21 protein-coding genes are annotated in these 23495 nt (G+C 58.1%); 19 read left to right on the top strand and 2 right to left on the bottom strand.

Annotated elements, in window-relative coordinates:
• Positions 1-7: 7 nt before the first annotated feature.
• From ACE3P9_RS02620 to ACE3P9_RS02565, 12 genes are all read left to right on the top strand, one after another.
• Positions 8-907, top strand: a complete 900-nt coding sequence (locus tag ACE3P9_RS02620; protein WP_374491684.1) for a glycosyltransferase — start codon at positions 8-10, stop codon at positions 905-907.
• 41 nt (positions 908-948) lie between these two features.
• A complete protein-coding gene (locus ACE3P9_RS02615) occupies positions 949-2205 on the top strand; it encodes an oligosaccharide flippase family protein (RefSeq protein WP_374491682.1) in 1257 nt (418 codons plus the stop codon).
• Positions 2202-3302 carry a UDP-galactopyranose mutase gene (glf, locus tag ACE3P9_RS02610; protein ID WP_374491681.1) on the top strand — a complete coding sequence of 367 codons (1101 nt, stop codon included), beginning with the start codon at positions 2202-2204 and terminating at the stop codon, positions 3300-3302. The genes ACE3P9_RS02615 and glf overlap by 4 nt, the downstream gene beginning before the upstream one ends.
• A 7-nt stretch (positions 3303-3309) precedes the next feature.
• Entirely contained in the window at positions 3310-4275 is a 966-nt protein-coding gene (locus ACE3P9_RS02605; RefSeq protein WP_374491680.1) for a glycosyltransferase, read from the top strand.
• A complete protein-coding gene (locus ACE3P9_RS02600; protein ID WP_374491679.1) occupies positions 4211-5419 on the top strand; it encodes an O-antigen polymerase in 1209 nt (402 codons plus the stop codon). The genes ACE3P9_RS02605 and ACE3P9_RS02600 overlap by 65 nt, the downstream gene beginning before the upstream one ends.
• A gap of 5 nt (positions 5420-5424) precedes the next feature.
• Positions 5425-6483 carry a dTDP-glucose 4,6-dehydratase gene (gene rfbB, locus ACE3P9_RS02595; protein WP_374491678.1) on the top strand — a complete coding sequence of 353 codons (1059 nt, stop codon included), beginning with the start codon at positions 5425-5427 and terminating at the stop codon, positions 6481-6483.
• Between the two features lie 18 nt (positions 6484-6501).
• Positions 6502-7440, top strand: a complete 939-nt coding sequence (gene rfbD / locus ACE3P9_RS02590; RefSeq protein ID WP_374491677.1) for a dTDP-4-dehydrorhamnose reductase — start codon at positions 6502-6504, stop codon at positions 7438-7440.
• A 58-nt stretch (positions 7441-7498) separates the two neighbouring features.
• On the top strand, positions 7499-8386 hold the full coding sequence (gene rfbA / locus ACE3P9_RS02585) for a glucose-1-phosphate thymidylyltransferase RfbA (RefSeq protein ID WP_374491676.1): 888 nt from the start codon (positions 7499-7501) through the stop codon (positions 8384-8386).
• On the top strand, positions 8383-8943 hold the full coding sequence (gene rfbC / locus ACE3P9_RS02580) for a dTDP-4-dehydrorhamnose 3,5-epimerase (RefSeq protein WP_374491675.1): 561 nt from the start codon (positions 8383-8385) through the stop codon (positions 8941-8943). Before rfbA ends, rfbC begins: the two co-directional genes overlap by 4 nt.
• A 1-nt stretch (position 8944) precedes the next feature.
• Positions 8945-10228: a flippase gene (locus ACE3P9_RS02575; protein WP_374491674.1), complete on the top strand. Its 1284-nt coding sequence runs from the start codon at positions 8945-8947 to the stop codon at positions 10226-10228.
• A 22-nt stretch (positions 10229-10250) separates the two neighbouring features.
• Positions 10251-11138: an acetylglutamate kinase gene (gene argB / locus ACE3P9_RS02570; RefSeq protein ID WP_374491673.1), complete on the top strand. Its 888-nt coding sequence runs from the start codon at positions 10251-10253 to the stop codon at positions 11136-11138.
• Positions 11139-11206: 68 nt separating this feature from the next.
• The gene (locus ACE3P9_RS02565) at positions 11207-11881 is read left to right on the top strand and encodes a response regulator (protein ID WP_374491672.1); all 675 of its coding nucleotides are present in this window, start codon (positions 11207-11209) and stop codon (positions 11879-11881) included.
• Positions 11882-11943: 62 nt separating this feature from the next.
• On the opposite strand, the gene ACE3P9_RS02560 is transcribed toward ACE3P9_RS02565, so the two are convergent.
• On the bottom strand, positions 11944-13752 hold the full coding sequence (locus tag ACE3P9_RS02560) for a sensor histidine kinase N-terminal domain-containing protein (RefSeq protein WP_374491670.1): 1809 nt from the start codon (positions 13750-13752) through the stop codon (positions 11944-11946).
• 352 nt (positions 13753-14104) lie between these two features.
• Between ACE3P9_RS02560 and ACE3P9_RS02555 the strand changes: the two genes are divergently transcribed.
• The 7 genes from ACE3P9_RS02555 (at position 14105) to ACE3P9_RS02525 (ending at position 22687) form a co-directional block, all read left to right on the top strand.
• Positions 14105-14770: a TetR/AcrR family transcriptional regulator gene (locus tag ACE3P9_RS02555; RefSeq protein ID WP_374491668.1), complete on the top strand. Its 666-nt coding sequence runs from the start codon at positions 14105-14107 to the stop codon at positions 14768-14770.
• A 162-nt stretch (positions 14771-14932) separates the two neighbouring features.
• Positions 14933-16729, top strand: a complete 1797-nt coding sequence (locus tag ACE3P9_RS02550; protein ID WP_374491667.1) for an acyl-CoA dehydrogenase C-terminal domain-containing protein — start codon at positions 14933-14935, stop codon at positions 16727-16729.
• A gap of 88 nt (positions 16730-16817) precedes the next feature.
• Positions 16818-17237, top strand: a complete 420-nt coding sequence (locus tag ACE3P9_RS02545) for a DUF2147 domain-containing protein (protein ID WP_374491934.1) — start codon at positions 16818-16820, stop codon at positions 17235-17237.
• A gap of 183 nt (positions 17238-17420) precedes the next feature.
• Positions 17421-19820: a 3-hydroxyacyl-CoA dehydrogenase/enoyl-CoA hydratase family protein gene (locus ACE3P9_RS02540; protein WP_374491666.1), complete on the top strand. Its 2400-nt coding sequence runs from the start codon at positions 17421-17423 to the stop codon at positions 19818-19820.
• A gap of 80 nt (positions 19821-19900) precedes the next feature.
• Positions 19901-21100 carry an acetyl-CoA C-acyltransferase gene (locus ACE3P9_RS02535; RefSeq protein ID WP_374491665.1) on the top strand — a complete coding sequence of 400 codons (1200 nt, stop codon included), beginning with the start codon at positions 19901-19903 and terminating at the stop codon, positions 21098-21100.
• A gap of 149 nt (positions 21101-21249) precedes the next feature.
• On the top strand, positions 21250-22008 hold the full coding sequence (locus tag ACE3P9_RS02530) for an enoyl-CoA hydratase (protein ID WP_374491664.1): 759 nt from the start codon (positions 21250-21252) through the stop codon (positions 22006-22008).
• 166 nt (positions 22009-22174) lie between these two features.
• Positions 22175-22687, top strand: coding sequence for a thioesterase family protein (locus ACE3P9_RS02525; RefSeq protein WP_374491663.1), 513 nt, complete (start codon positions 22175-22177; stop codon positions 22685-22687).
• Between the two features lie 75 nt (positions 22688-22762).
• On the opposite strand, the gene ACE3P9_RS02520 is transcribed toward ACE3P9_RS02525, so the two are convergent.
• Complete coding sequence (locus ACE3P9_RS02520) at positions 22763-23005, bottom strand: hypothetical protein (RefSeq protein WP_374491662.1); 243 nt, start codon at positions 23003-23005, stop codon at positions 22763-22765.
• Between the last annotated feature and the right edge of the window lie 490 nt (positions 23006-23495).

Here is a 23495-nt window from a genome sequence, read left to right as displayed (position 1 = left end):
AGTGTGTGTGCTTTTGGCTGCATTTGATGGTGAAAAATATATTAAAGAGCAGTTGGACTCTATTTTTCAGCAATCCGAATGTGATGTCATCGATGTATTTGTTCGGGATGATTGTTCTCGTGATGGCACAAGTGAGGTTTTGAAGAATTATTCTTTGAAAAAAGACGCCTTGAAAGTGCTTGAGGCAAATTCCAATACAGGAAAGGCGGGATTTAATTTTTATGAGTTAATAAGATATGTTCCACCTGATTATGATTATTATGCATTTGCAGATCAGGATGATATCTGGATGCCAGATAAGTTGGCGTCGGCAGTGAATTTGCTGAAGGGCAGCGGAAGCGAATGTTACTCGTGCGCAGTAGAAGCCTTCTGGCCGGATGGTAGGACTTCGGTATTGAAACAAAATCCCAGACAACTCCCGGCCGATGCTTTTTTTGAAGCGGCCGGCCAGGGATGTACCTACGTTTTTACGCAAGCATTTTTTGTGAGGTTACAGGATTTTGTGCGGTCGCATGCAAGCGAAATAGCTAAATTTGAATTCCATGACTGGCTGGCCTATGTCCTTTCAAGGGCATGGGGATCAAAATGGTATTTTGATCCTGTTCCTCATATGCGTTACCGCCAACACGACAACAATGAATTGGGTGCAAGAGGGGGCTGGAAATCGATTGCCAACAGGCTGCGTAAGATACGAAGTGGATGGTACAAGGATCAAATTGCTATAGCTGCAAATCTCTACATGTCTGCTGGTGGAAGAGAGAGGGCAGCAATCGATGTCTATGAGAAATGCCTTAGAAAAGACAGCTCTTTCGGAATGGCAGCGGTTTTTTATCTTCTGATGTATTCTCGTAGAAGGTTGTCTGATAGGTTGGTATTGGTATTTTCTTATTTTGTTCGTTGGATTTGATGGCTAATTTCTTGTTGCGCGTATGACATATGAACGGAAAAGTGAAAATAATTAAAAATATCATCGCGCTTGCTGGATTACAGGCGACGAACTATATTCTTCCATTGCTGCTTTTGCCATACTTGGCTAAAGTATTGGGGGTTAATGGATTTGGTATTTTTGTTGTTTCTGTATCTTTGATGCAGGTTTTTTTTGTACTGACTGATTATGGATTTAATTTGACCGCATCTCGCGATGTGGCTGTTGTTGCAGATGATGTTGACGAAGTTGCAAAAATTTTTTCATCGGTTATGTGTTTGAAAATTATTTTTGTCGGCATTTGTTTCCTTGTGTTGATATTGCTTTTGTGTTTCGTGGATTTTTTCGGTAAAAATGCACGACTTTATCTTGTTAGTTACATAGCGGTACTGGGAAATGCTTTTTTCCCTTTGTGGCTTTTCCAGGGGATGGAGGCTTTAAAGGCGGCAAGTTTTATTCAAATATTTTCGAAAACATTTTCTTTTCTTCTTGTTTTTGTTTTTGTGAAAAGTAGTGATGATATCGTTTTGGCTGGATTTTTGCAAGGTTTCGGTGGTTTTTTGAGTGCTGTGCTTTCGTGGTTTTATATTCCTAAAATGTTGGGGGGTGGCAAAATAAAGTTGCCAGGATGGCATTATTTGGTAATTCAGCTGAAAAATGGGTGGCATGTTTTTATATCAACTGCATTTATTAATTTATATACATCGAGCAACGCCATTATTTTGGGATTTGTGAGTTCTTCGACGCAGGTGGCTTATTATCATGTGGCGGAAAAAATTTCTCGGGCGGTGCAGTTTTTATTTAATCCGGTAAGTCAGGCGGTATATCCTAAAGTCAGTAGCTTGGCACATGTGAATCCTTCAGGTGCGATTGAGTTCAATAGGCGGCTGATCAAATATGGATTGCTGTGTTTTTCGATCCTCTGTGTTTTTCTATATGGAGCTGCTCCTTATTTGGTTAATAAGTTTTTTGGCTCGAATTTTTTGCCTAGTGTAAGTGTTTTGAGAGTTATGAGTGTTTTGCCATTATTGGTGGTGGTTTCTAATGTTGCGGGCATCCTAACGATGTTGAATTTTGGAATGGAAAAAGTTTTTAGTGGAATACTTATGTATTCTTGTCTGTTGAACTTGATTCTATTTCCAGTATTGTCTTGGCGATTTCAAGCGCTTGGTTCTGCTTGGGCCGTTGTAATTGTGGAATTTTTTGTGTCGGGCATGATGCTGAAGATTCTGAAGAAACATGGGTTGGCATTGTTTGTATGGAAGCGAGGTGTCGAATGAAAATTGCGATTGTTGGTGCCGGTTTTTCTGGTGCAGTTGTGGCTAATAGACTGAGTGCTATTGGTCATGAGATAACGGTGTTTGAAGGTAGGGAACACATTGGTGGAAATTGTTATACAGAGCGAGATGAGTCCACGGGCGTGATGGTTCATACGTATGGTCCACATATTTTCCACACCGACAATGAACGCGTTTGGAATTATGTTAATCAATTTGGTGAATTTGTTCCGTATGTCAACAGGGTTAAAGCGATAGCTCGAAATTCTGTTTATTCGTTGCCGATTAATTTGCATACCATAAATCAATTTTTTGGCAAAACATTTTCTCCGGATGAGGCGAAAAAATATATCGAGAGCATTTCTGATAAAGGCATAGCTTCTCCTCAGACTTTTGAAGAGCAAGCTTTGAGCTTTGTAGGGAAGGATTTGTACGAAACCTTCTTTAAAGGATATACAGTAAAGCAATGGGGGCGTGATCCTAAGCAGTTGCCTGCTAGCATTCTTAAACGCCTTCCTTTGCGCTTTAATTATGATGATAATTATTTCAATCATCGATACCAAGGAATGCCTAAATATGGTTATACCAATGTTATTGCAGCCATGCTGGATAATAAAAATATCGATTTGATTTTGGGGGAAAAAATTGGCCGCGAGAAACTTCTTGATTTCGATTATGTTTTTTATTCTGGGCCGCTTGATGCTTGGTTTGATTATAAATATGGAAGACTTCCGTATAGAACATTGAGGTTTGAGAAGTTTTATTATAATGGAGATTTTCAAGGAAATGCAGTAATAAATTACTGTGACGCAGATATCCCTTATACCAGAATTACTGAGCATAAGCATTTTTCACCTTGGGAGTTGCATGATTCTAGTGTCTGCTATCGAGAATTCAGTTCTGAATGTGGAGAGGATGATGTGCCTTATTATCCTATTCGTCTGAATAATGACATGTCTGTGCTAGAGAGATATGAGAGTCTGGCGAAACAAGAAAAAAATGTAACATTCATGGGGCGTTTGGGTACATATCGGTATTTGGATATGGATGTGACGATTGCAGAGGCTTTGAAGATTTGTGATGAATTCATTTCTTTGTGAAAATTCTATGAAAATTACTGCTGTAGTCGTTTCTTTTAATAGATTTTCTCTTTTATTGGAGACTGTGGCTTCTTTGCTGGCTCAGACATTGAAGTTGGATTCAATTATCATTGTAGATAATTGCAGTTCGGAGAAAGGCTATGAGTCTTTGAAAATCCATCCTTTGATTGCGGGAAATAAAAATATTTCTGTATATCGGTTGGATAAAAACACAGGCGGTTCTGGAGGGTTTAATTTTGGAATGGATCAGGCATATCAATCTGGGGCAGATTGGATATGGGTGATGGATGATGATGCTGAGCCAAAAAATGATTGTCTGCAAAGAATGGTACAAAACGATTTCTTTGGGAAAAATGATTGTTTGATTGTGGCGCCCAAAAAAGTTGGAATCGATGGGCTCCCTCAGTATGAGCATAGAGGATTTTTCTGGAATAAGAATAAGATAGAACCATTAACCGATGCAGATTATAAAGTTAAATATATCTATATTGATTATTGTTCTTTTGTTGGTCCTTTGATTTCTTCGCTGGCTATCAAAAAGTATGGGTTGCCAGACAAGAGGTTTTTTATATGGTATGACGATGTTGAATTTTGCTTGCGAGTGAGTAAGCGTGAAAAAATATTGCTTTGCAATGATGCAATAATTGTTCATAAGGATGGTGCGGCGGCTAAAAAAAATAAGATCGGATTGGCTATTATGCCTATTAATCTATATTGGAAGTCGCTTTGTGGCGCTAGAAATTACATGTTTCTAATGAAGCACAGGGTGGGTAAAGGTGTGGCGTGGCTGTTGTGGAATTTATTTAAAAGGCATGTCAAAATATTAATTTTCGAGGATAGAAAAAATATTAGAATGAAGTATTTAAGAAGTGTATGTTTGCCTGTGATTTTTTCGGATACATTTTTTGATGTTACGCCTTCGTGGTGGAAGAGTGTCTTGGAAAATGAAGAAAAAAATAAAGATAAGTTTTGATGGAATATTGAATCCATATCTATTGTTTTTTTGTGTTTGGGGAGGGTCTTTTTTTCTCGAGTATCTTTCACTGGTTCCCGTAATTAGGAGTTTTGAGTACTATCAGTATGCTATTGTTTGCGCTGTAGTGCTGGCCCCATTTTTTGTAGCATGGATAATTTCTAGGAAGAGGCGTGCGGTTGCATGGATATCCGAAGAAGATGTTGTAAGAAAAAATAATCTAAAAAATTTATTGGCTTTATTTTGGTTGGTTGCAACTGTATTCGAGATATTTTATAGCGGCGGGTTCCCGCTGCTTTGGAAGATATTTGGCATAGATAAAGATTATTTTGATTTTGGTATTTCTGGTTTGCATGGCCTTCTTAATGGAATATTTTTTCTTCTTGTTCAGATAGACATGCTTGATTATTTTTTGTCGGGCAAGAAGGCTTCATTGGTATTTCCATTTTTTGCATTGATATGGACTGTGGTTATATTCTCGCGGCAGATGACTATAGTTTTGTTTCTGCAGACATTGTTTATGTACATGTGTTTTTCTGGGCGTGCTATGCTATTGAAATTAATTGCCTACGCATTTATTTTGGTGGTATTGTTTGGTGTGGTGGGTAATATAAGAACGGGCAATGAAGAGTTTTATTCTCTGGTGGGGGTGAGTTCTGGGTGGTTTCTGCTATTGCCTGCGGGTTTCTTGTGGGTCTATGTCTATATGGCATCCCCCATATCTAACCTGATGTACAATTTATTTATTGATAAGCCAGTCCCTAATTATGATATTGGTTCTTTTTTTGTGACTCTGTTCCCGAAATTTTTGAGAACTGAAATGTTTAAATCGGATAATTGGAATCCTAATAACCTTCCCTTTGAGTTGACTGGGAATCTTGAAAATTATAATTTGAATGTGGGGACTGCGTTCATGAGTGGCGTAGTCTCTTTTGGGTTTGTTGGGTTGCTGGGGATGGTGGTCATTCATTTGGTTGCTGCTTATCTTCTTCGTAGATCCCGTGGTTGGAATTCTGTATTGTTCTATCCAGTCGTTTTGACGTCATTGGCGTTGAGCATTTTTGCACCATCCTTATTGTCGCTAACGGCACTTTTTCAGATAATTCTGATTGCCCTGCTAAAGTTTTCTTATAAGATAAGGTGATATAAATGATATTTGTTACGGGCGGCGCCGGTTTCATCGGCGGAAATTTTGTGCTGGACTGGGTGGCTGGGCATGAGGAGCCGCTGGTCAATCTGGACAAGCTCACCTATGCGGGCAATCTGGAGACGCTGGCTTCGCTCAAGGACAATCCCCGCCATGTCTTTGTGCAGGGGGACATTGGCGACCGTGCGCTGGTGGAGCGGCTGCTGGCCGAGCATCGGCCGCGTGCGGTGGTGAACTTTGCGGCCGAGAGCCATGTGGATCGTTCGATCCATGGCCCGGAGGATTTCATCCAGACCAATATCGTCGGCACCTTCCATCTGCTGGAGTCGGTGCGTGCGTATTTCGGGGGATTGGGGGTTGCCGAGCAGGCGGCTTTCCGCCTGCTGCATGTGTCGACCGACGAGGTGTATGGCACGCTGGAATCCACGGCTCCGGCGTTTACCGAACGGCATCGCTACGAGCCAAACAGCCCCTACAGCGCAAGCAAGGCTGCAAGCGACCATCTGGTGCGTGCATACCACCACACTTATGGGCTGCCGGTGCTGACCACCAACTGCAGCAACAATTACGGGCCCTACCATTTCCCCGAAAAGCTCATTCCGCTCATGATCGTGAATGCGCTGGCTGGCAAGCCGCTGCCGGTGTATGGCGACGGCATGCAGATTCGGGACTGGCTCTACGTCAAGGACCACTGCAGTGCCATCCGTCGCGTGCTGGAGGCAGGGCAGGTCGGCGAAACTTACAACGTGGGCGGCTGGAACGAAAAGGCCAATATCGATATCGTGCACATCGTCTGCGATCTGCTCGACGGGCTCCGTCCCCGTGCGGATGGCCAGAGCTACCGCACGCAGATCACGCATGTGACGGATCGTCCCGGTCATGACCGCCGCTATGCCATCGATGCGCGCAAGATCGAACGTGAACTCGGCTGGAAGCCTGCCGAAACGTTCGAGACCGGCATTGCCAAGACGGTGCAGTGGTATCTGGACCATCCGCAATGGGTGCAGAACGTGCAGAGCGGGGCCTACCGGGAGTGGGTGAATCTGCAGTACCACCAGTAAGACACGGGGGATACCGTCATGAGAATTCTGCTGTTCGGCCGCAACGGGCAGGTGGGCTGGGAGCTGCAGCGCAGCCTGGCGCCGCTGGGCGAGGTGGTGGCGCTGGATCACCGCCTGGAGGACAACCCGGCATGGGAGGGCCGGCCGCTGGCCGGGGATTTCGGCGATCCCGAGGGATTGCGGGACACCGTGCGCCGCGTGCGCCCCGATGCCATCGTCAATGCGGCTGCCCATACGGCCGTGGACCGCGCCGAGAGCGAGCCGGAGCTGGCGCGCTGTCTCAACGCTACGGCCGTGGGCGTGCTGGCCGAGGAAGCTGCCACACTGGGGGCGGCACTGGTGCACTATTCGACCGATTACGTGTTCGACGGATCGGGGGATCGTCCCTGGACCGAAGGCGATACCCCGGCACCGCTCAATGTGTATGGGCGCACCAAGCTGGAGGGCGAGCAGCTCGTGCAGCGGCATTGCCCGAAGCACCTGATCTTTCGCACCAGCTGGGTCTATGCGGCCCGGGGGGGCAACTTTGCCAAGACCATGCTGCGGCTGGGGCAGGAGCGCGATGCCCTCAGCGTGATTGACGACCAGCACGGGGCCCCCACCGGAGCCGAGCTGCTGGCCGATGTCACGGCCCATGCGCTGCGCCAGCTGCTGCGTGGTGATTCGCAGTGTGCCGGGCTCTACCATCTGGTGGCGGGTGGCGAGACCACCTGGCATGGCTATGCCTCGCTGGTGCTGCAGACGGCGCGGGAGGCAGGGGTGCCGGTGCGGGTGACGCAGGACGCCATTGCAGCGGTGCCGACCAGCGCATTTCCCACGCCGGCGCGCCGGCCGCTCAATTCGCGTCTGTCCACGACGCGGCTGCAGCAGACCTTTGGCCTGGTGCTGCCCGACTGGCAGCAGGGCGTGCGGCGCATGCTGGCCGAGATTCTGCCCGATGGCAAGGCAGCGAAATAGTTTTGAAGGCCCGCGGTGAACCGCAGGGCTGTCGCATTCTCTTTCTTACGCACACATCATGACGACACGCAAAGGCATCATTCTGGCCGGAGGTTCGGGCACCCGCCTGCATCCGGCTACTCTGGCCGTCAGCAAGCAGCTGCTGCCGGTGTACGACAAGCCCATGGTTTACTACCCCCTGAGCACCCTGATGCTGGCAGGGATCCGGGATATCCTGATCATCAGCACGCCGCAGGACACCCCGCGCTTTCAGCAGCTGCTGGGCGATGGTTCGCAGTGGGGCATCCATCTCGAATATGCGGTGCAGGCCAGCCCGGATGGGCTGGCACAGGCCTTCCTGATCGGGGAGCATTTTGTAGGCAACGCACCGAGTGCACTGGTGCTGGGGGACAACATCTTCTACGGACATGACCTGAGCATGCTCCTGCAGCAGGCCGACGCCCGCACCACGGGCGCGAGCGTGTTTGCCTACCATGTGCAGGACCCCGAGCGCTACGGCGTGGTGGAGTTCGATGCGGCGGGCAAGGCCATCAGCATCGAGGAAAAACCGGCGACTCCCCGATCCAACTATGCCGTGACGGGGCTGTATTTCTACGACAGCCAGGTGGTGGACATCGCCAAGGCCGTGCGGCCGAGCGCGCGCGGGGAGCTGGAGATCACCAGCGTCAACCAGGCCTATCTGGAGCAGGGCTCCCTGCATGTGCAGATCATGAAGCGGGGGTACGCCTGGCTCGATACCGGCACGCACGAGAGCCTGCTCGATGCCGGACAGTTCATTGCCACGCTGGAGCAGCGGCAGGGGCTCAAGATCGCCTGCCCCGAGGAAATCGCGTGGCGCAACGGTTTCATCGACGCTGCACAGGTCGAGCGGCTCATGCAGCCCCTGCTCAAGAACGGCTACGGCAAATATCTGCAACGCATGCTCAAGGATGGAGTCAAGGCATGAACATCATCGAAACCACGCTTCCCGAAGTCCTCATCATCGAACCCAAGGTGTTCGGCGATGCACGCGGCTTCTTTTTCGAGAGTTTCAACCAGCGCGATTTCGATGCGGCCACGGGCACGCATTACAGCTTCGTGCAGGACAACCATTCCCGTTCCCGAAAGGGGGTGCTGCGCGGCCTGCACTATCAGACCCAGCAGCCCCAGGGCAAGCTGGTGCGCGTGGCGCGTGGCGCCGTGTTCGACGTGGCCGTGGATATCCGCAAGGGGTCGAGCCATTTCGGACAGTGGTTCGGCGCCGAGCTGACCGAGGACAACCAGCGCCAGCTGTGGATTCCGCCGGGGTTTGCGCATGGCTTTGTGGTGCTCAGCGAAAGTGCCGACTTCCTCTACAAGACCACGGACTACTACGCGCCGCAGTATGAAGGAAGTATTGCGTGGAATGATGAGACTATTGGGATTCAATGGCCAATGTCGGATTCTGAAAAAAGTGAGTTGATAATCTCTGAGAAAGATGCAAAAGCTATTGATTTTCAAACCTATGTGAAAAATCTGGGCTGAAATGTCGATCAAAAAGAATGCGGCATGGAATATGTTGGGGATGGGGGCACCGCTGTTGCTGGCAGCTGTCGCCATTCCCTACATCGTTAAGCATGCTGGTGTAGAGGCATTTGGTATCCTTACCATGGTATGGGCGCTGATTGGGTATTTCAGTCTTTTTGACTTTGGATTGGGGAGAGCGCTGACTCAAAAAATTGCGGTTGAGATATCTCTTGGTGAGCATGAAAATATTCCTGATATTGCAAAGAGCGGGTTGATTTTTACGGCGATTGCAGGTGCGATTGGGGCTTTGATTTTGATTTTTTTGTCTCATTCGCTGGCGTACCAATGGCTTAAAATAAGTGCCGGCCTGCAGCATGAGGCGTTCCTAGCATTGATTGTTTCTGGTTTTGGAATACCGTTGACAACACTTGCTACAGGACAGAGGGGTATTCTGGAAGCGTATGAGGATTTCAAGAACGTAAATATTGCCAGAATGCTTTTGGGAATGGCGAATTTTGGCTTGCCAGCAGCATCGGTTTATTTTTTTTCTAGTTCTCTGGTATGGATGGTTGTAAGTCTTGTTTGCGCGAGGCTTGCCAATGTGCTGGTGTTTTCCTCCTTGGTTAATGCTAGGCTGAAGAGGGGGTGGTGGAGTAGAGGTGCATGGAGTACCGAAAAATTCAAGAATCTTTTGTCTTTTGGCGCTTGGATTACCGTGTCGAATGTGATAAGCCCCTTGATGGTGACGGCAGATAGATTTATTGTATCTGGAATTGTGGGGGCGGCCATGGTGGCATATTATTCTGTTCCTGCGGAAATGATGCAGAGAGTGCTTATTGTTCCTGGCGCGATTGCGACTGCGCTTTTTCCTAGATTCACGGCCCTGCATAAAGTGGCACCCAATGAAGGGAAGAAGATATATAAAAAATCAATGCTGTTTCTTTGTGCTGTGATGTCTGCAGTTTGCTTGGTGATAGTTGTATTGTCACGAGAAGGACTCAGTCTCTGGTTGGGTAAGACTTTCTCTGATAGAGCATGGGTCGTGGTAGATATCTTGGCAATAGGTATTTTTTTTAATGGGATGGCGCAACTTCCCTTTGCGCGTGTGCAGGCTGCAGGAAGAGTGGATGTGACTGCAAAGTTTCATGTACTGGAACTTTGCCTGTATGTTCCGGTTCTTGTGTTTCTTGCTGAAAAATATGGATTGAATGGTGCGGCAGTGGCATGGTCGTTGAGAGCGGCGATGGATTTCTTGATGCTTGCCTATATGTCTTTTTTGCTCGGCAGATTGGATGATGACTGATCACCCGGGCGTTGGAGTAAAAATGGAAGAAAATTTCGTATTGAATGCTGTTCAGCGTGCAGAGATCCTTTCCGAGGCGCTTCCGAGCATCCAGAAATATCACGGCAAGACCATGGTGATCAAGTATGGCGGCAACGCCATGACCGATCCGGCCCTGCAGAAGGCGTTTGCCGAGGACATCGTGCTCCTGAAGCTGGTGGGCATCAATCCGGTGGTGGTGCATGGCGGGGGGCCGCAGATCGAGACGGCGCTCAAGCGACTGGGCAAGGAAGGACACTTCGTGCAGGGCATGCGCGTGACCGATGCCGAGACCATGGGCGTGGTGGCGTGGGTGCTGGCCGGCGAGGTGCAGCAGCAGATCGTCGGACTCATCAATCAGGTGGGCGGCAAGGCCGTGGGCCTGACCGGACGCGATGGCGCCATGATCCGTGCCCACAAGCTGCGGCTCAAGGACCAGCACGATCCGTCCATCGAACATGACGTGGGCATGGTGGGCGACATCGAGGAGATCGACCCGAGCGTGGTCAAGGCGCTGCAGGACGATCAGTTCATCCCCGTGGTCAGCCCTATCGGCTATGGCGTGGACAACGAGAGCTACAACATCAACGCCGATGTGGTGGCGGCTGCGCTGGCCACCAAGCTCCAGGCCGAGAAGCTGCTCATGCTCACCAACATTGCCGGGGTGCTCGACAAGCAGGGCCAGCTGCTGCCCGAGCTCACGCCCACACGGGTGGACGAGCTGTGTGCCGATGGAACCATTTCCGGCGGCATGATTCCCAAGATTTCCGGGGCGCTCGAAGCGGCCAAGCGCGGTGTCAAGGCCGTGCACATCATCGACGGTCGGGTGCCGCACAGCATGCTGCTCGAAGTGCTGACCGAGCAGGCCTACGGCACCATGATCCGGGCCTGAAGACGGCGGAGCCGGCCCGTGGGGCGGGGCGGCTCCCTGAGAGTGCCCCGTCATAAAGGAGAACAGACATGCGATTGCTGCTGGTGGAAGACGACCAGATGCTGGCCGATGGCATCAAGCAGGGGCTGACCACGGCGGGCGGCTATGTCGTGGATGCTGTGGGCAGTGCCGAAGCGGCGCTGGATGCCCTGACATCCGACGAGTTCGATGCCGCGATCATCGACGTGGGCCTGCCCGGCATGGACGGCATGGCGCTCACGCGCCGCATTCGCGAGCGGGGGCTGAATCTGCCGGTGCTCATGCTGACGGCCCGGGATTCGCTCCAGGACCGGGTGCAGGGACTGGATGTGGGCGCTGACGATTACATGGTCAAGCCTTTCGAGCTGCCGGAGCTGCTGGCGCGGCTGCGGGCACTGCTGCGGCGATCGCAGGCGGCCACCACGTCGGTCCTCACGCTCGGGCCCATTGCGCTCGATACGGCGGCCCACCAGGTCACGGCCGATGGCCAGCCGCTCGACATGGGCCCACGCGAATGGACGGTGCTGCAGTATCTGATGCTGCATGCACCCAAGCCCGTGAGCAAGGAGAAGCTGCTGCAGGCGCTCACCGGCTGGGACAAGGAAATCACCCTCAATGCGGTAGAGGTCTATATCTCCCGGCTGCGGGCCAAGCTCGATCCCTACGGCATCGCGCTGCGGTCGATCCGTGGCTTCGGCTACCGCATCGAGCACAACGGGCACTGAGGGGGCTTGAAGGGGGCTTCAGCCGGGCGGCTGCCCGGCATGGAGGCTGTGTGCAGCCGTCACTATTCCCCCTGCACGGTGTTGCCGTAGCGCAGGAGCAGCGAGGCGGCAAAGAGCAGTGTGACCTTCAGGCCGCAGCCGGTGTCTTGCTCGTGGGGCATGCCGTCCGAGAGAATCAGGTCGCTGTGATGGCGCAGCGCGATTTCGCGGGCGATGGCCAGGCCGAGGCCGGTGCCTTCGCCCTTGGTGCCGGGGACGCGGTAGAAGCGCTCGAACACATGGGTACGCTCCGTCACCGGGATGCCGGGGCCGTTGTCCTCCACTTCCACGAAGGCGCGGGGTGGAACCGGGGCGTGTTCGGGGTGGCCGGTGACACGAGCCAGCATGCTGGCATGGTCGTGCTCATCAGTATCGCCGACGCCCTGCACGCCGCAGCGCAGGGTGACCACGCCGCCCTCCGGGGTGTAGTGGATGGCGTTGACGATCAGGTTGCTCAGGAGTTCACGCAGCCACAGCGCATGGGCGGAGACGCGCACCGGCTGCACGTCCAGCCCGAGGTCGATGTTCTTGGCGGCGGCGGCATCGAGGTGCGATTCGAGCAGGTCCTCGCACAGCGCCTTGAGGTCGACGGCCTGCAGGTGCTGCGCTTCCATGGCATCGGAATCGGCGCGGGACAGCGACAGGAGCTGGTGCACGAGCTGCGAGTTGCGCCGGATGGCCGCACGCAGGCGGGTGAGCTCTGCCACAGGGATCTGGGCCACATGCTGGTGCAGCTCCGGACTCCAGACCAGACGGATGCCGTTGGCATCGGCTCCTGTGCCCGCGCCTGCCCCAGAGCCTGTCGAGGGGGGCAATGCTGGAGCCGTGTCTGCCAGACCGGGTGTGTGGAGCCGGGCGGGTGGGGAGGACGGCAGTGCGTCCTGCTGCTGCCGCAGGGACTCGGTCCAGGCCTCGATCTGGGCCTGCAGGCCTGCCAGCGGGGTGCGGAGCTGGTGCGCGGCGTCGGCCACGAAGCGGCGCTGGGTTTCGGCCTGGGCGTTCACGAGGGCGAACAGGCGGTTGAGCGAGGCGATGAGGGGGCGGATTTCTTCCGGTGTGATGCGTTCGTCGATGCTGCTGAGGTCCCGGGGAGAGCGCTGCTCGACGGCCATGATGAGGTCGCGCAGCGGCTTGAGGGCGCGCCGCACCGCCCAGCTGATGACGAGGGAGGCACCCGCAATCATCACGAGGTTGGGCAGCAGGACCTTGAGAAAGAGCTGCTGCAGCCAGCGCTTGCGCGGGTCGGAGGCGTCGGCCACTTCGACCACCACGTCGCCTGCCACGCTGGGCACGCGCTGGACCACGATGCGGTAGCTGGTGCCCTTGACGTCCTGGTTGAAGAAGTCGGGGTCCTGGGTCACGGGCACGATCGAGGGCAGGCGTTCGTCCCCGTGCAGCAGCTTGCGCTTGGGGGTGTAGACCTTGTAGGTGACGAGGCCCTGGCGCTCCTTGAGGAATTCTTCCACCGGTGGGGCGAGCAGGAGCACGGGCGGGTCGCCCTCATGTGCGCCCACCGCGATGATCGAATCCGCCAGCAGGGGCACGAGCTGCAGGAGCTGTTTGTCCTGCTGCGAGGCGGCCGAGTCGGCCGAGCGGTAGTCCGACCAGGCGTTGATGAGCGCGAGCACGACCAGCGGGGCGATCAGCAGCATGAGCAGACGGCGCTGGATGCGCACCGTGTCCACCCGGGCCACTGCGCGGTCTGCCACGGCCCGCGCCCGCGCACTGGCGGCGGCATCGGGGGAGCGGGGGGAAGACAGGGCGTCGGCGGCGTCCGCCTCGGTGAGGGAGTGGGGGGCCAGGCGCAGCCGCAGCCAGCGGGGAAGGTTCATGGGGCGAGTATGCGGGAAAAGGGATCGAATTCCCAAGGCCCGCGATGCTTGTCCGGCCGAAGGCGTGTGGCGCTCCTGCCCCCGCCCGCACCGTGGCATCGGGCCCCCGGAGGGCAGATCGAGGGCAGGCTGCCGGCTGTGCGCCCGAGGGAAAACGGCAGGAAACGAGGAGTCTCCCCATGCGCTGCGGGGATGGGGTGCGCTACCATGGGCGCCGCAAGCATGTTACATCCCGCGAGGAGGTGGAGAGATGTGCTGCAGGATGCCTGGTGCTGGCTCGCGCGGCTAGGTGTCTTCCCTAGATGTGCCTGAAAAAAGCACGACCGTTCTATTCATTTGATATATTCACGCCATGTCCACGATCCATCCTGTTTCGTCGTCCAAACCCGAAGCGGAGAGCCACGGCAGCCGCCGTGCCCACCACAAGGGAATGCACACCCGTGCCATGCTGCTCGATGCAGCCCTGGCGCTGGCGAGCGAGCTGGGATTGGAGGGCATCAGCATCGGTGCGCTGGCCGAGATGGTTGGCATGAGCAAGTCCGGCGTGTTTGCCCATTTCGGGTCGCGCGAGGATCTGCAGATTGCCATCGTTCAGGAGTATTACCAGCGTTTCGAGCAGGAGGTGTTCTATCCCGCCCTCAAGGCGCCCCGGGGCTTGCCGCGGGTGCGGGCGATGTTCGGCAACTGGATCCAGCGGGTCACGGAGGAGGTGCAGTCCGGCTGCATCTTCATCAGTGGCGCGGTGGAGTTCGATGACCGCGAGGGGGCTGTGCGCGATGCGTTGCAACGTGCCGTGCGCAGCTGGCTGGCGGCCATGTACCGGGCGATCGAGCAGGCCAGGGAAGAAGGACACCTCCGGCCCGATACCGATGCGCAGCAAATGGTGTTCGAGACCCATGGGCTGATTCTGTCGGTGCACTACGAGGCGCGCTTCCTGCAGGAGCCGCACGCACTCGACCGGATTGCGCGGGGTTTCGAGCGCATCGTGGCGTATTACAGCACCGGCACGTCCGCGTAGGCGCGGCGGGGTACGGGCGGTAGACGTCGGAGAGGAGTTCCACCGGAAGCGGTGCGACATCGGGGGGCCTGCGGGCAGGCCCGATGCTGCGGAGCCATCGGTGGGGTTCGAGGTCTTGAATGAACGAGGCGCATGCGTGCGCCGGACACAGGAGATGGACAGATGCCGATTTACAACCCGCCCCTGCGCGACATGCAGTTCGTGATGCACGAGGTGTTCGACGTGAGCCGCGAGTTCGCCGCCATGCCGGCCTTTGCCGAGGTGGATCGCGAGACCGTCAACGCCGTGCTCGAAGAGGGGGGCAAGTTCGCCGCCGAGGTGATCTTCCCGCTCAATATTTCCGGGGATACGGAGGGCTGCCGGCTCGACGTGGTCACGCACGAGGTGACGCCGCCCCAGGGCTTCAAGGAAGCCTACCGCCAGTATGTGGAAGGGGGCTGGCCTGCGCTGTCCTGCGCTCCCGAGTTCGGCGGGCAGGGGCTGCCTGCCGTGGTCAACCAGTGCTTCTACGAGATGCTGAACTCGGCCAACCAGGCTTGGACCATGTACCCCGGCCTGAGCCACGGTGCCTACGAGGCCCTGTTCGCGCACGGAACCGAATGGCAGAAGACGACCTATCTGCCCCGGCTGGTGAGCGGAGTGTGGACGGGCACCATGTGTCTGACCGAGCCGCACTGCGGCACCGATCTGGGGCTGCTGCGGACCAGGGCCGTGCCGCAGGAAGACGGCAGCTACCGCATCACCGGCAACAAGATCTTCATCAGCGCGGGCGAGCACGACATGGTGGAGAACATCGTGCACCTGGTGCTGGCCCGCCTGCCCGACGCGCCTGCGGGGAGCAAGGGCATCAGCCTGTTCGCAGTGCCCAAGTTCCTGGTGAACACCGATGGCTCGCTGGGAGCGCGCAACGGCATTTTCTGCACGTCGCTTGAGCACAAGATGGGCATTCATGCCAATGCCACGGCCGCACTGGCCCTGGAAGATGCCGTGGGCACCCTGATCGGCGAGCCGAACAAGGGGCTGCAGGCCATGTTCGTGATGATGAACGCGGCCCGGCTGGGCGTGGGCAACCAGTCGCTGGGACTGACCGAGGTGGCGTACCAGAATGCGCTGGTCTATGCCAAGGACCGCCTGCAGATGCGCAGCCTCTCGGGCACCAAGGCCAAGGACAAGCCGGCCGATCCCATCATCGTGCACCCCGACGTGCGCCGCATGCTGCTCACGGCCAAGGCCTGGGCAGAAGGGGGCCGGGCGCTGGGCGTCTATGCCTCGCTGCTGCTCGACAAGGAGCAGCATCACCCCGATGCCAAGGTGCGCAAGGACGCCGGCGAGATTCTCGCGCTGCTCACGCCGATCGTGAAGGCCTTCCTCACCGACAACGGCTTCCAGGCGGCGGTGGAGTGCCAGCAGGTGTTCGGCGGGCACGGCTACATCAAGGAATGGGGCATGGAGCAGTTCGTGCGCGACGCCCGCATCAACATGATCTACGAGGGCACGAACACCGTGCAGTCGCTCGACCTGCTGGGACGCAAGGTACTGGGCAACCAGGGAGCCACGCTCCGCAAGTTCGGCAAGGAAGTGGCGGCCTTCATCGAGAGCGAAGGCGTCAACGAGAAGATGGCCGAATTCATCAACCCGCTGGCGCTGATTGCGGGCCAGATGGAGAAGTTCACCACCGAAATCGGGTTCCGGGGGTTCCAGAACGCCGACGAGGTGGGGGCAGCGGCTGTGCCCTACCTGCGCGTGGCCGGGCATCTGGTGTTTGCCTACATGTTTGCCCGCATGGCGCAGGTGGCGCTCCGGGCGATCGCCGAGGGGAACACCGATCCGTTCTACCAGGGCAAGCTGCAGACGGCACGGTTCTACTTTGCCCGGCTGTTCCCCGAGACGCTCACGCTCATGAAGACGGCGCGTGCTGGCAGCCGGGTGCTGCTCGACACTGATGCCGCACTCGCCTGAGCGGCATGCGCAACCTGCTGGAGGAGACAGATCCATGATGAACCAGACGCATGCACGCAGAGGCCGGGGACTGGCCGTTGCCCTGGGGATGGCCGGTGCGCTGCTGGCCCAGGCGGGAGCCTGGGCGGCCGAGATGACTCCGGTCGGCACCTGGCGCAGCATCGACGACAGGACGGGCGCCCCCAAGGCGCAGATCGTGATCCGCGAACGCGGCGGAGCGCTCTATGGCCGCATCGAGAAGCTCCTGCGGCCCGGAGCCGACCCGCATGCCGTGTGCAGCCACTGCACCGATGACCGCAAGGACAAGCCCATGGTGGGGCTGGAAATCATCCGCGGCGCCCGCCGCGATGGCGACCGGGCGGTCTGGGAAGACGGCAAGATTCTGGACCCCGAGAGCGGACGCAGCTATACCCTGCGCCTGACGCCGGTGGAGGAAGGCCGCAGGCTGCAGGTGCGCGGTTCGGTGTTCGGCATCGGCCGTACACAGACCTGGGTGCGCGTGCACTGATCCGGGCACCTGAGACCGGGCCGGCCGCCATGGGCCGAGCGGGCCCGGGCCGATGCTGACTGTCTTTTTTCCTCCATCCCATCAACCCGCTGGCTGCGAGGCCGCGTGGGGAAGACCGGCTCCTGCAGTGTGCGCAGGGGGTATCTCCACCGGCCTGCAGACGGCTGAACCGAAAGCAAAACCATGTCCCGATTTCAAGTGAAGAAGGTCGCCGTGCTGGGTGCCGGCGTCATGGGGGCGCAGATTGCTGCGCACCTGGTCAATGTGAAGGTGCCGGTGGTGCTGTTCGACCTTCCGGCCAAGGAAGGTCCCAAGAGCGGCATCGCGCTGCGTGCCATCGACAATCTCCGCAAGCTCAAACCCTCGCCGCTGGGCGTGGCGGACGACGCGGCGCTCATCGAGCCGGCCAACTACGAGGAGCACATGGCGCTCCTGCAGGAGTGCGATCTGGTGATCGAGGCGATCGCCGAGCGCATGGACTGGAAGACCGACCTGTACCACAGGATCGCGCCGCACGTGGCTCCCCATGCCATCGTGGCGTCCAACACCTCGGGGCTGTCCATCACCCGGCTGTCGGAGGCCCTGCCCGAGAGCCTGCGGCCGAGCTTCTGCGGCATCCACTTCTTCAATCCGCCGCGCTACATGTATCTGGTGGAGCTGATCGCCACGCCGACCACGCAGCCGCGCATTCTCGATGACCTCGAAACCTTCTGCACCAGCGCGCTCGGCAAGGGCGTGGTGCGCGCCAAGGACACCCCCAACTTCATCGCCAACCGCGTGGGCATCGCCGGCATGCTCTCGACCATGATCGAGGCCGAGAAGTTCGGCCTGACCTATGACGTGGTGGACGATCTCACGGGCAAGAAGCTCGGACGGGCGAGCTCCGGCACCTTCCGGACCGCCGACGTGGTCGGTCTCGACACCATGGCGCACGTGATCCACACCATGCAGGAGAACCTCTCGGCCGAGACCGATCCGTTCTACGGCAGCTTCGGGACTCCCGCCGTGGTGGCGCGGCTCATCGAAAAGGGCAATCTGGGGCAGAAAACCAAGGCCGGTTTCTTCAAGAAGGTGGGACGCGACATCCTGCGCTATGACCTGGCCGAGGACGACTATGTCCCCGCCGGCGACAAGAGCGACGAGGTGTATGCCCGCATGCTCAGGAAGCCTGCGGCCGAGCGCCTGCGGCTGCTGCGCCATGCCGAAGGCGCCCAGGGCCGCTTCGTGTGGGCCGTGCTGCGCGACCAGATGCACTACGCGGCCGTGCATCTGCAGACCATTGCCCATACCGCGCGGGACGTCGACTTCGCCATGCGCTGGGGGTACGGCAGCAAGCAGGGCCCGTTCGAGCTGTGGCAGGAGGCCGGCTGGCTGGAAGTGGCCCACATGATCCAGGAAGACATCGACCGGGGCGAAGCGCTGTGCAAGGCGCCGCTGCCTGAGTGGGTGTTCCGGGGACCGGTTGCCGACGCGGGCGGCGTGCACACGCCCGAGGGCTCGTTCAACCCCTCGACCGGCGAGTTCGAGCCCCGCTCGGCACTGCCCGTGTATGCCCGCCAGTACTTCCCCGAGAGCGTGCACGGCAGCGTGCAGGCCGATCCGGCCACGGCGGGCACCACTGTGCACGAGGACGATGCCCTCCGCCTCTGGACGCTCGATCACGAAGTGCTCATCGCTTCCATCAAGACCAAGATGCACACCATCAGCCCCGCCGTGGGCGAGGGTCTGACCCGCGCCGTGGAGCTGGCCGAGCAGTCCTACCAGGGGCTGGTCATCTGGTCGAACGACGAATGGTTCAGCGCCGGCGCTGACCTGCAGAGCGTGCTGCCTGCCTTCATGGCGGGGGGCGCCCTCACCGTCAACGGCATGGAGCAGGAACTCCAGCAGCTCATGCTGCGCATGCGCTATGCCCAGGTGCCCACCGTCGCCGCCGTGCGGGGGCTGGCACTGGGCGGTGGCTGCGAGATGGCCGTCTACAGCAGTGCGCGTGTGGTGGCCATGGAGAGCTACATCGGGCTGGTCGAGGTGGGGGTGGGCCTCATTCCTGGAGCCGGAGGGCTGACCTACATTGCCCGCCGCGCGGCCGAGCATGCCGCACACAGCACGGGCAAGGATCTGCTGCCCTTCCTCACCGAAGGCTTCACCGCTGCAGCCATGGCCAAGGTGGGCACCAGCGCCCTCGAAAGCCGCAAGCTCGGCTATGTGCTCGACAGCGATGTGATCGTGCCCAACAAGGACGAACTGCTGTACGTGGCCATCGCCCAGGCCAAGGCCCTGTACCAGACCGGCTACCGCCCGCCCATGAAGCGGCTGTTTCCGGTGGCGGGGCGCGACGGCATCGCCACCATCAAGGGCTCGCTCGTCAACATGCGCGACGGTGGCTTCATCAGCCAGCACGACTACGACATCGCCTCCATGATCGCGCGCATTGTGTGCGGCGGAGATGTGGACCCCGGCACGCTGGTGAGCGAGGAGTACCTGATGCAGCTTGAACGCGAAGCCTTCACGGCCCTCATCGCCCATCCCCTGACCCAGGACCGCATCCTCCACATGATGAACACCGGCAAGCCGCTGCGGAACTGACCCCGCACCGCACGCACTGCCACCCCCCTGACAGAGTCCGTTCCCTACAGGGAACGGCCCCCATATCCGGAGTCTGAAGCATGAGCAAACAAATCCAGGACGCCTACATCGTGGCCGCGACCCGCACGCCCATCGGTCGCTCGCACAAGGGCTATTTCAAGCACACCCGTCCCGACACCCTGCTGGTGCGGGCACTGCAGTCGGCCATGGCGCAGGTGCCGGGGCTCGACCCCGCCGCCGTCGAGGACATCATCTGCGGCTGTGCCATTCCCGAGGCCCAGCAGGGCCTCAACATCGCCCGTGTGGGCGCCGTGCTTGCCGGGCTGCCCGAGAGCGTGGGCGGCATCACCGTCAACCGCTTCTGTGCCTCCGGACTCAGCGCCGTAGCCATGGCGGCCGACCGCATCCGGGTGGGCGAGGCCGATGTGATGATCGCCGCTGGCGTCGAAAGCATGAGCCTCGTGCCCATGATGGGCAACACGCCCTCGCTGTCGCCCACCATCTTCGACGGCAACCACGACATCGGCATCGCCTATGGCATGGGCCTTACCGCCGAAAAGGTGGCCCAGCAGTGGAAGGTGAGCCGCGAGGCACAGGACGCCTTTGCGGTCGAGTCCCACCGCCGTGCCGTGGCCGCCATGCAGTCCGGTGCCTTCCGCGACGAAATGACCCCTGTGGACATCGAGGAGCGCCGTCTCGACCTGGCCACTGGCGAGGTCCGCGTCTCGACCCGCACCGTCGATCTGGACGAAGGCGCACGGCCCGACACCACCCTGGAAGGACTGGCCCGGCTGCGCACCGTGTTTGCCGCGCGCGGCACCGTCACGGCAGGCAACAGCTCTCAGACGAGCGATGGAGCGGGCGCCCTCATTCTGGCGAGCGAGGCGGCGGTCAAGCGCTTCGGCCTCACGCCACTGGCGCGTTTCGTGAGCTTCGCGGCCAAGGGCGTGCCCCCGGCCATCATGGGCATCGGCCCCATCGAGGCCATTCCCGCCGCCCTGCGCGTGGCCGGACTGCGGCAGGACGACATGGACTGGATCGAGCTCAACGAGGCCTTCGCCGCCCAGTCCCTCGCGGTCATCAACACCCTGGGACTCGACGCCGCCAAGGTCAATCCCATGGGGGGCGCCATTGCCCTCGGCCACCCGCTGGGCGCCACCGGTGCCATCCGTTCGGCCACCGTCGTGCACGCCCTGCAGCGCAACCGGCTCCGGTACGGCATGGTCACCATGTGCGTCGGCATGGGACAGGGCGCTGCCGGCATCTTCGAGCGCGTGTAAGCTGGGCGCGTGTCCCTGCCCGTGTGTCGGGCAGGGAGTTCCGTGCGTGACTTCCCTGTCCATACCGCTTGCCGTCCCTGCCGGGGCGCCAGGCGGTGGCGGACACACCATGGCACGCCCCTTTCCTTCCCCAGATTCCCTGCATTTCCATGTCCGACATCCTGACCCACATCGACCACGGCATTGCCACCATCACCCTCAACCGGGTGGACAAGAAGAACGCCTTCACGGCTGCCATGTACGCCGACATGGCCCGTTTCATGGAGCAGGTGGCACAGGAGGACGGGGTGCGCGTGCTCGTCTTCCAGGGACATCCCACCGTGTTCTCGGCCGGCAATGACATTGCCGACTTCCTGCACCATCCTCCTTCCACGCCTGAGGCGCCTGTGTTCCGCTTCCTGGAGCAGATCAGCACCTTTCCCAAGCCTGTGGTGGCCGCGGTGGCCGGTCCTGCCGTAGGCATCGGCACCACCATGCTGCTGCATTGCGATCTGGTGTACGCAGGCGACAATGCCGCGTTTTCCATGCCCTTCGTCAACCTCGGCCTGTGTCCCGAGGCCGCCTGCAGCCTGCTCGCGTCCCTGCGCATGGGGCATGCCCGTGCGAGCGAGGCCCTGTTGCTGGGTGAACCCTTCCTGGCCGATGCAGCGCTCGAAATGGGCGTCGTCAACCGCATCGTCGCCCCTGTCGAGGTGAACGCCTACGCACAGGCACAGGCAGCGCGCCTGGCGGCCAAGCCCCTGTCCTCCCTGATCGAAACCAAGCGCCTGCTCAAGGCCGATCTGCAGCCAGCCATTGCCGCACGCATGGCCGAGGAAGCCACGGTCTTTGCCCGCATGCTGCGCGAACCTGCCGCGCGAGAGGCCTTTGCTGCCTTCATGGAAAAGCGCCCGCCCCAGTTCCATTGAGCGCCCGGGAATTGAGCACTCGGGAGCCGGATCGTCGCTCCACTCTCTGTGTGGCAGCCGGCAGAAAGGGGCAGGGCAGCGTTCCGTGCTCCCCGCCTCCCTCTTGTGCTGCGCTTTTGCCCACTTCTCTTTTTCTTCCTTTTTCCCGTTTCAGGAGACACCGGCCATGAGCAGTACCCAGGTCCCAATGAGAGCCCTCCCTTTCGAGCAGCTGGCCGCCGTGGAGCTCGATCCGGAATTCGTGCGCGCCGTGCACGACATGTTCGGAGAAAAAATGGCCTTCAACCGTCTGCTGGGCCTGCGGCTGACGCGCAGCACCCCGCTGGTGAGCGAAGCGGCCATGGATCTGCGTCCCGAGCTCATCGGGCACTATGCCCATCGGCGCATCCATGGGGGCGCCATTGCGGCTGCGCTCGACACCATGGGCGGATTGGCCGTCATGAACGCCATCGGGGCACGCTATCAGCACGAACCGCTGGAGCAGCGTCTGCGCCACTTCATGCATCTGAGCACCATCGATTTGCGCATCGACTACCTGCGCCCTGGCCTCGACGAACACTACACCCTGCGCGCCGAGGTGCTTCGGCTCGGGTCCCGCTTGGCCAGCACCCGCATGGAGTTCATGACGGGAGAAGGCAGGGTGCTGGCGCTGGGCACCGCTGCCTACATGGTGGCCTGAAGCCGGGGCCTGTCTCTCTGTGCCCTACTCCTGCGCAGGAGTAGGAAGAACACAGGCCCGGAGCTTCCTTCGGGGTCAGGCCTTCCAGCCACCTGCCTGCTGCGTGAGGCGCAGCTGAGCGGGCAGCGCGTCGAGCATGCCGTTGTGCACCTCCTGCCCATCCACCTTGACCACTACCTGGGGCTCATCCACCAGGAACATGACAGTGCCCATCACACTGGTGCGCAGTTCTCCACAGCCGCTGGCAGACACGAGCGTGCCGGAAACCGGCTGCCCCTGTGCATCCAGCAATTCGATAGTCAATTTTTTTGCCGACATGAGAATTCCTTTTCAAATCGAGAGGGCGGAAAGGAACTACTGGAATCTACCCGCCCCGCTGACGCGCATTGTGACGCAACTCGGTCGGCATTCCGGCACATAGGCGAATAAAGCATGAAGAATCATATGGTTGCCCATTCACCAGAAACCTTTAGCGGCGTAAATTTTTTAAAAATGGCATGAATGCCATCATGAAAGTAGCTGATCGTGACAGATTCACCGCGCACCAGTGCCTGCGCAGCTGCACTTCAGGCTTCCGGCCGATTTCCTTTCTCCCCTCTCTGCAAAACTCCTGACCGCCGCAGTGCGCCGATGGTGCTCACTCCGTGTGCAGCGGCACACGTGTCGGAAGAGGGGCTGGCCGCAGCAGGCGCTGGGTGAACAGGTCTTCCTGGTAATAGCGGATCTTGTCCACGAGAGCAGGGTGTGCCATGCCTTCGATGATCAGGATTTCCCGGTCGCTGCCCATGGCCTTGAGTTCCTGCGGCAG

The organism is Allobrachymonas sp. (assembly GCF_041912815.1).
Classification (GTDB): domain Bacteria; phylum Pseudomonadota; class Gammaproteobacteria; order Burkholderiales; family Burkholderiaceae_C; genus Brachymonas.
This window is presented reverse-complemented; position numbering and strand designations above follow the sequence as displayed.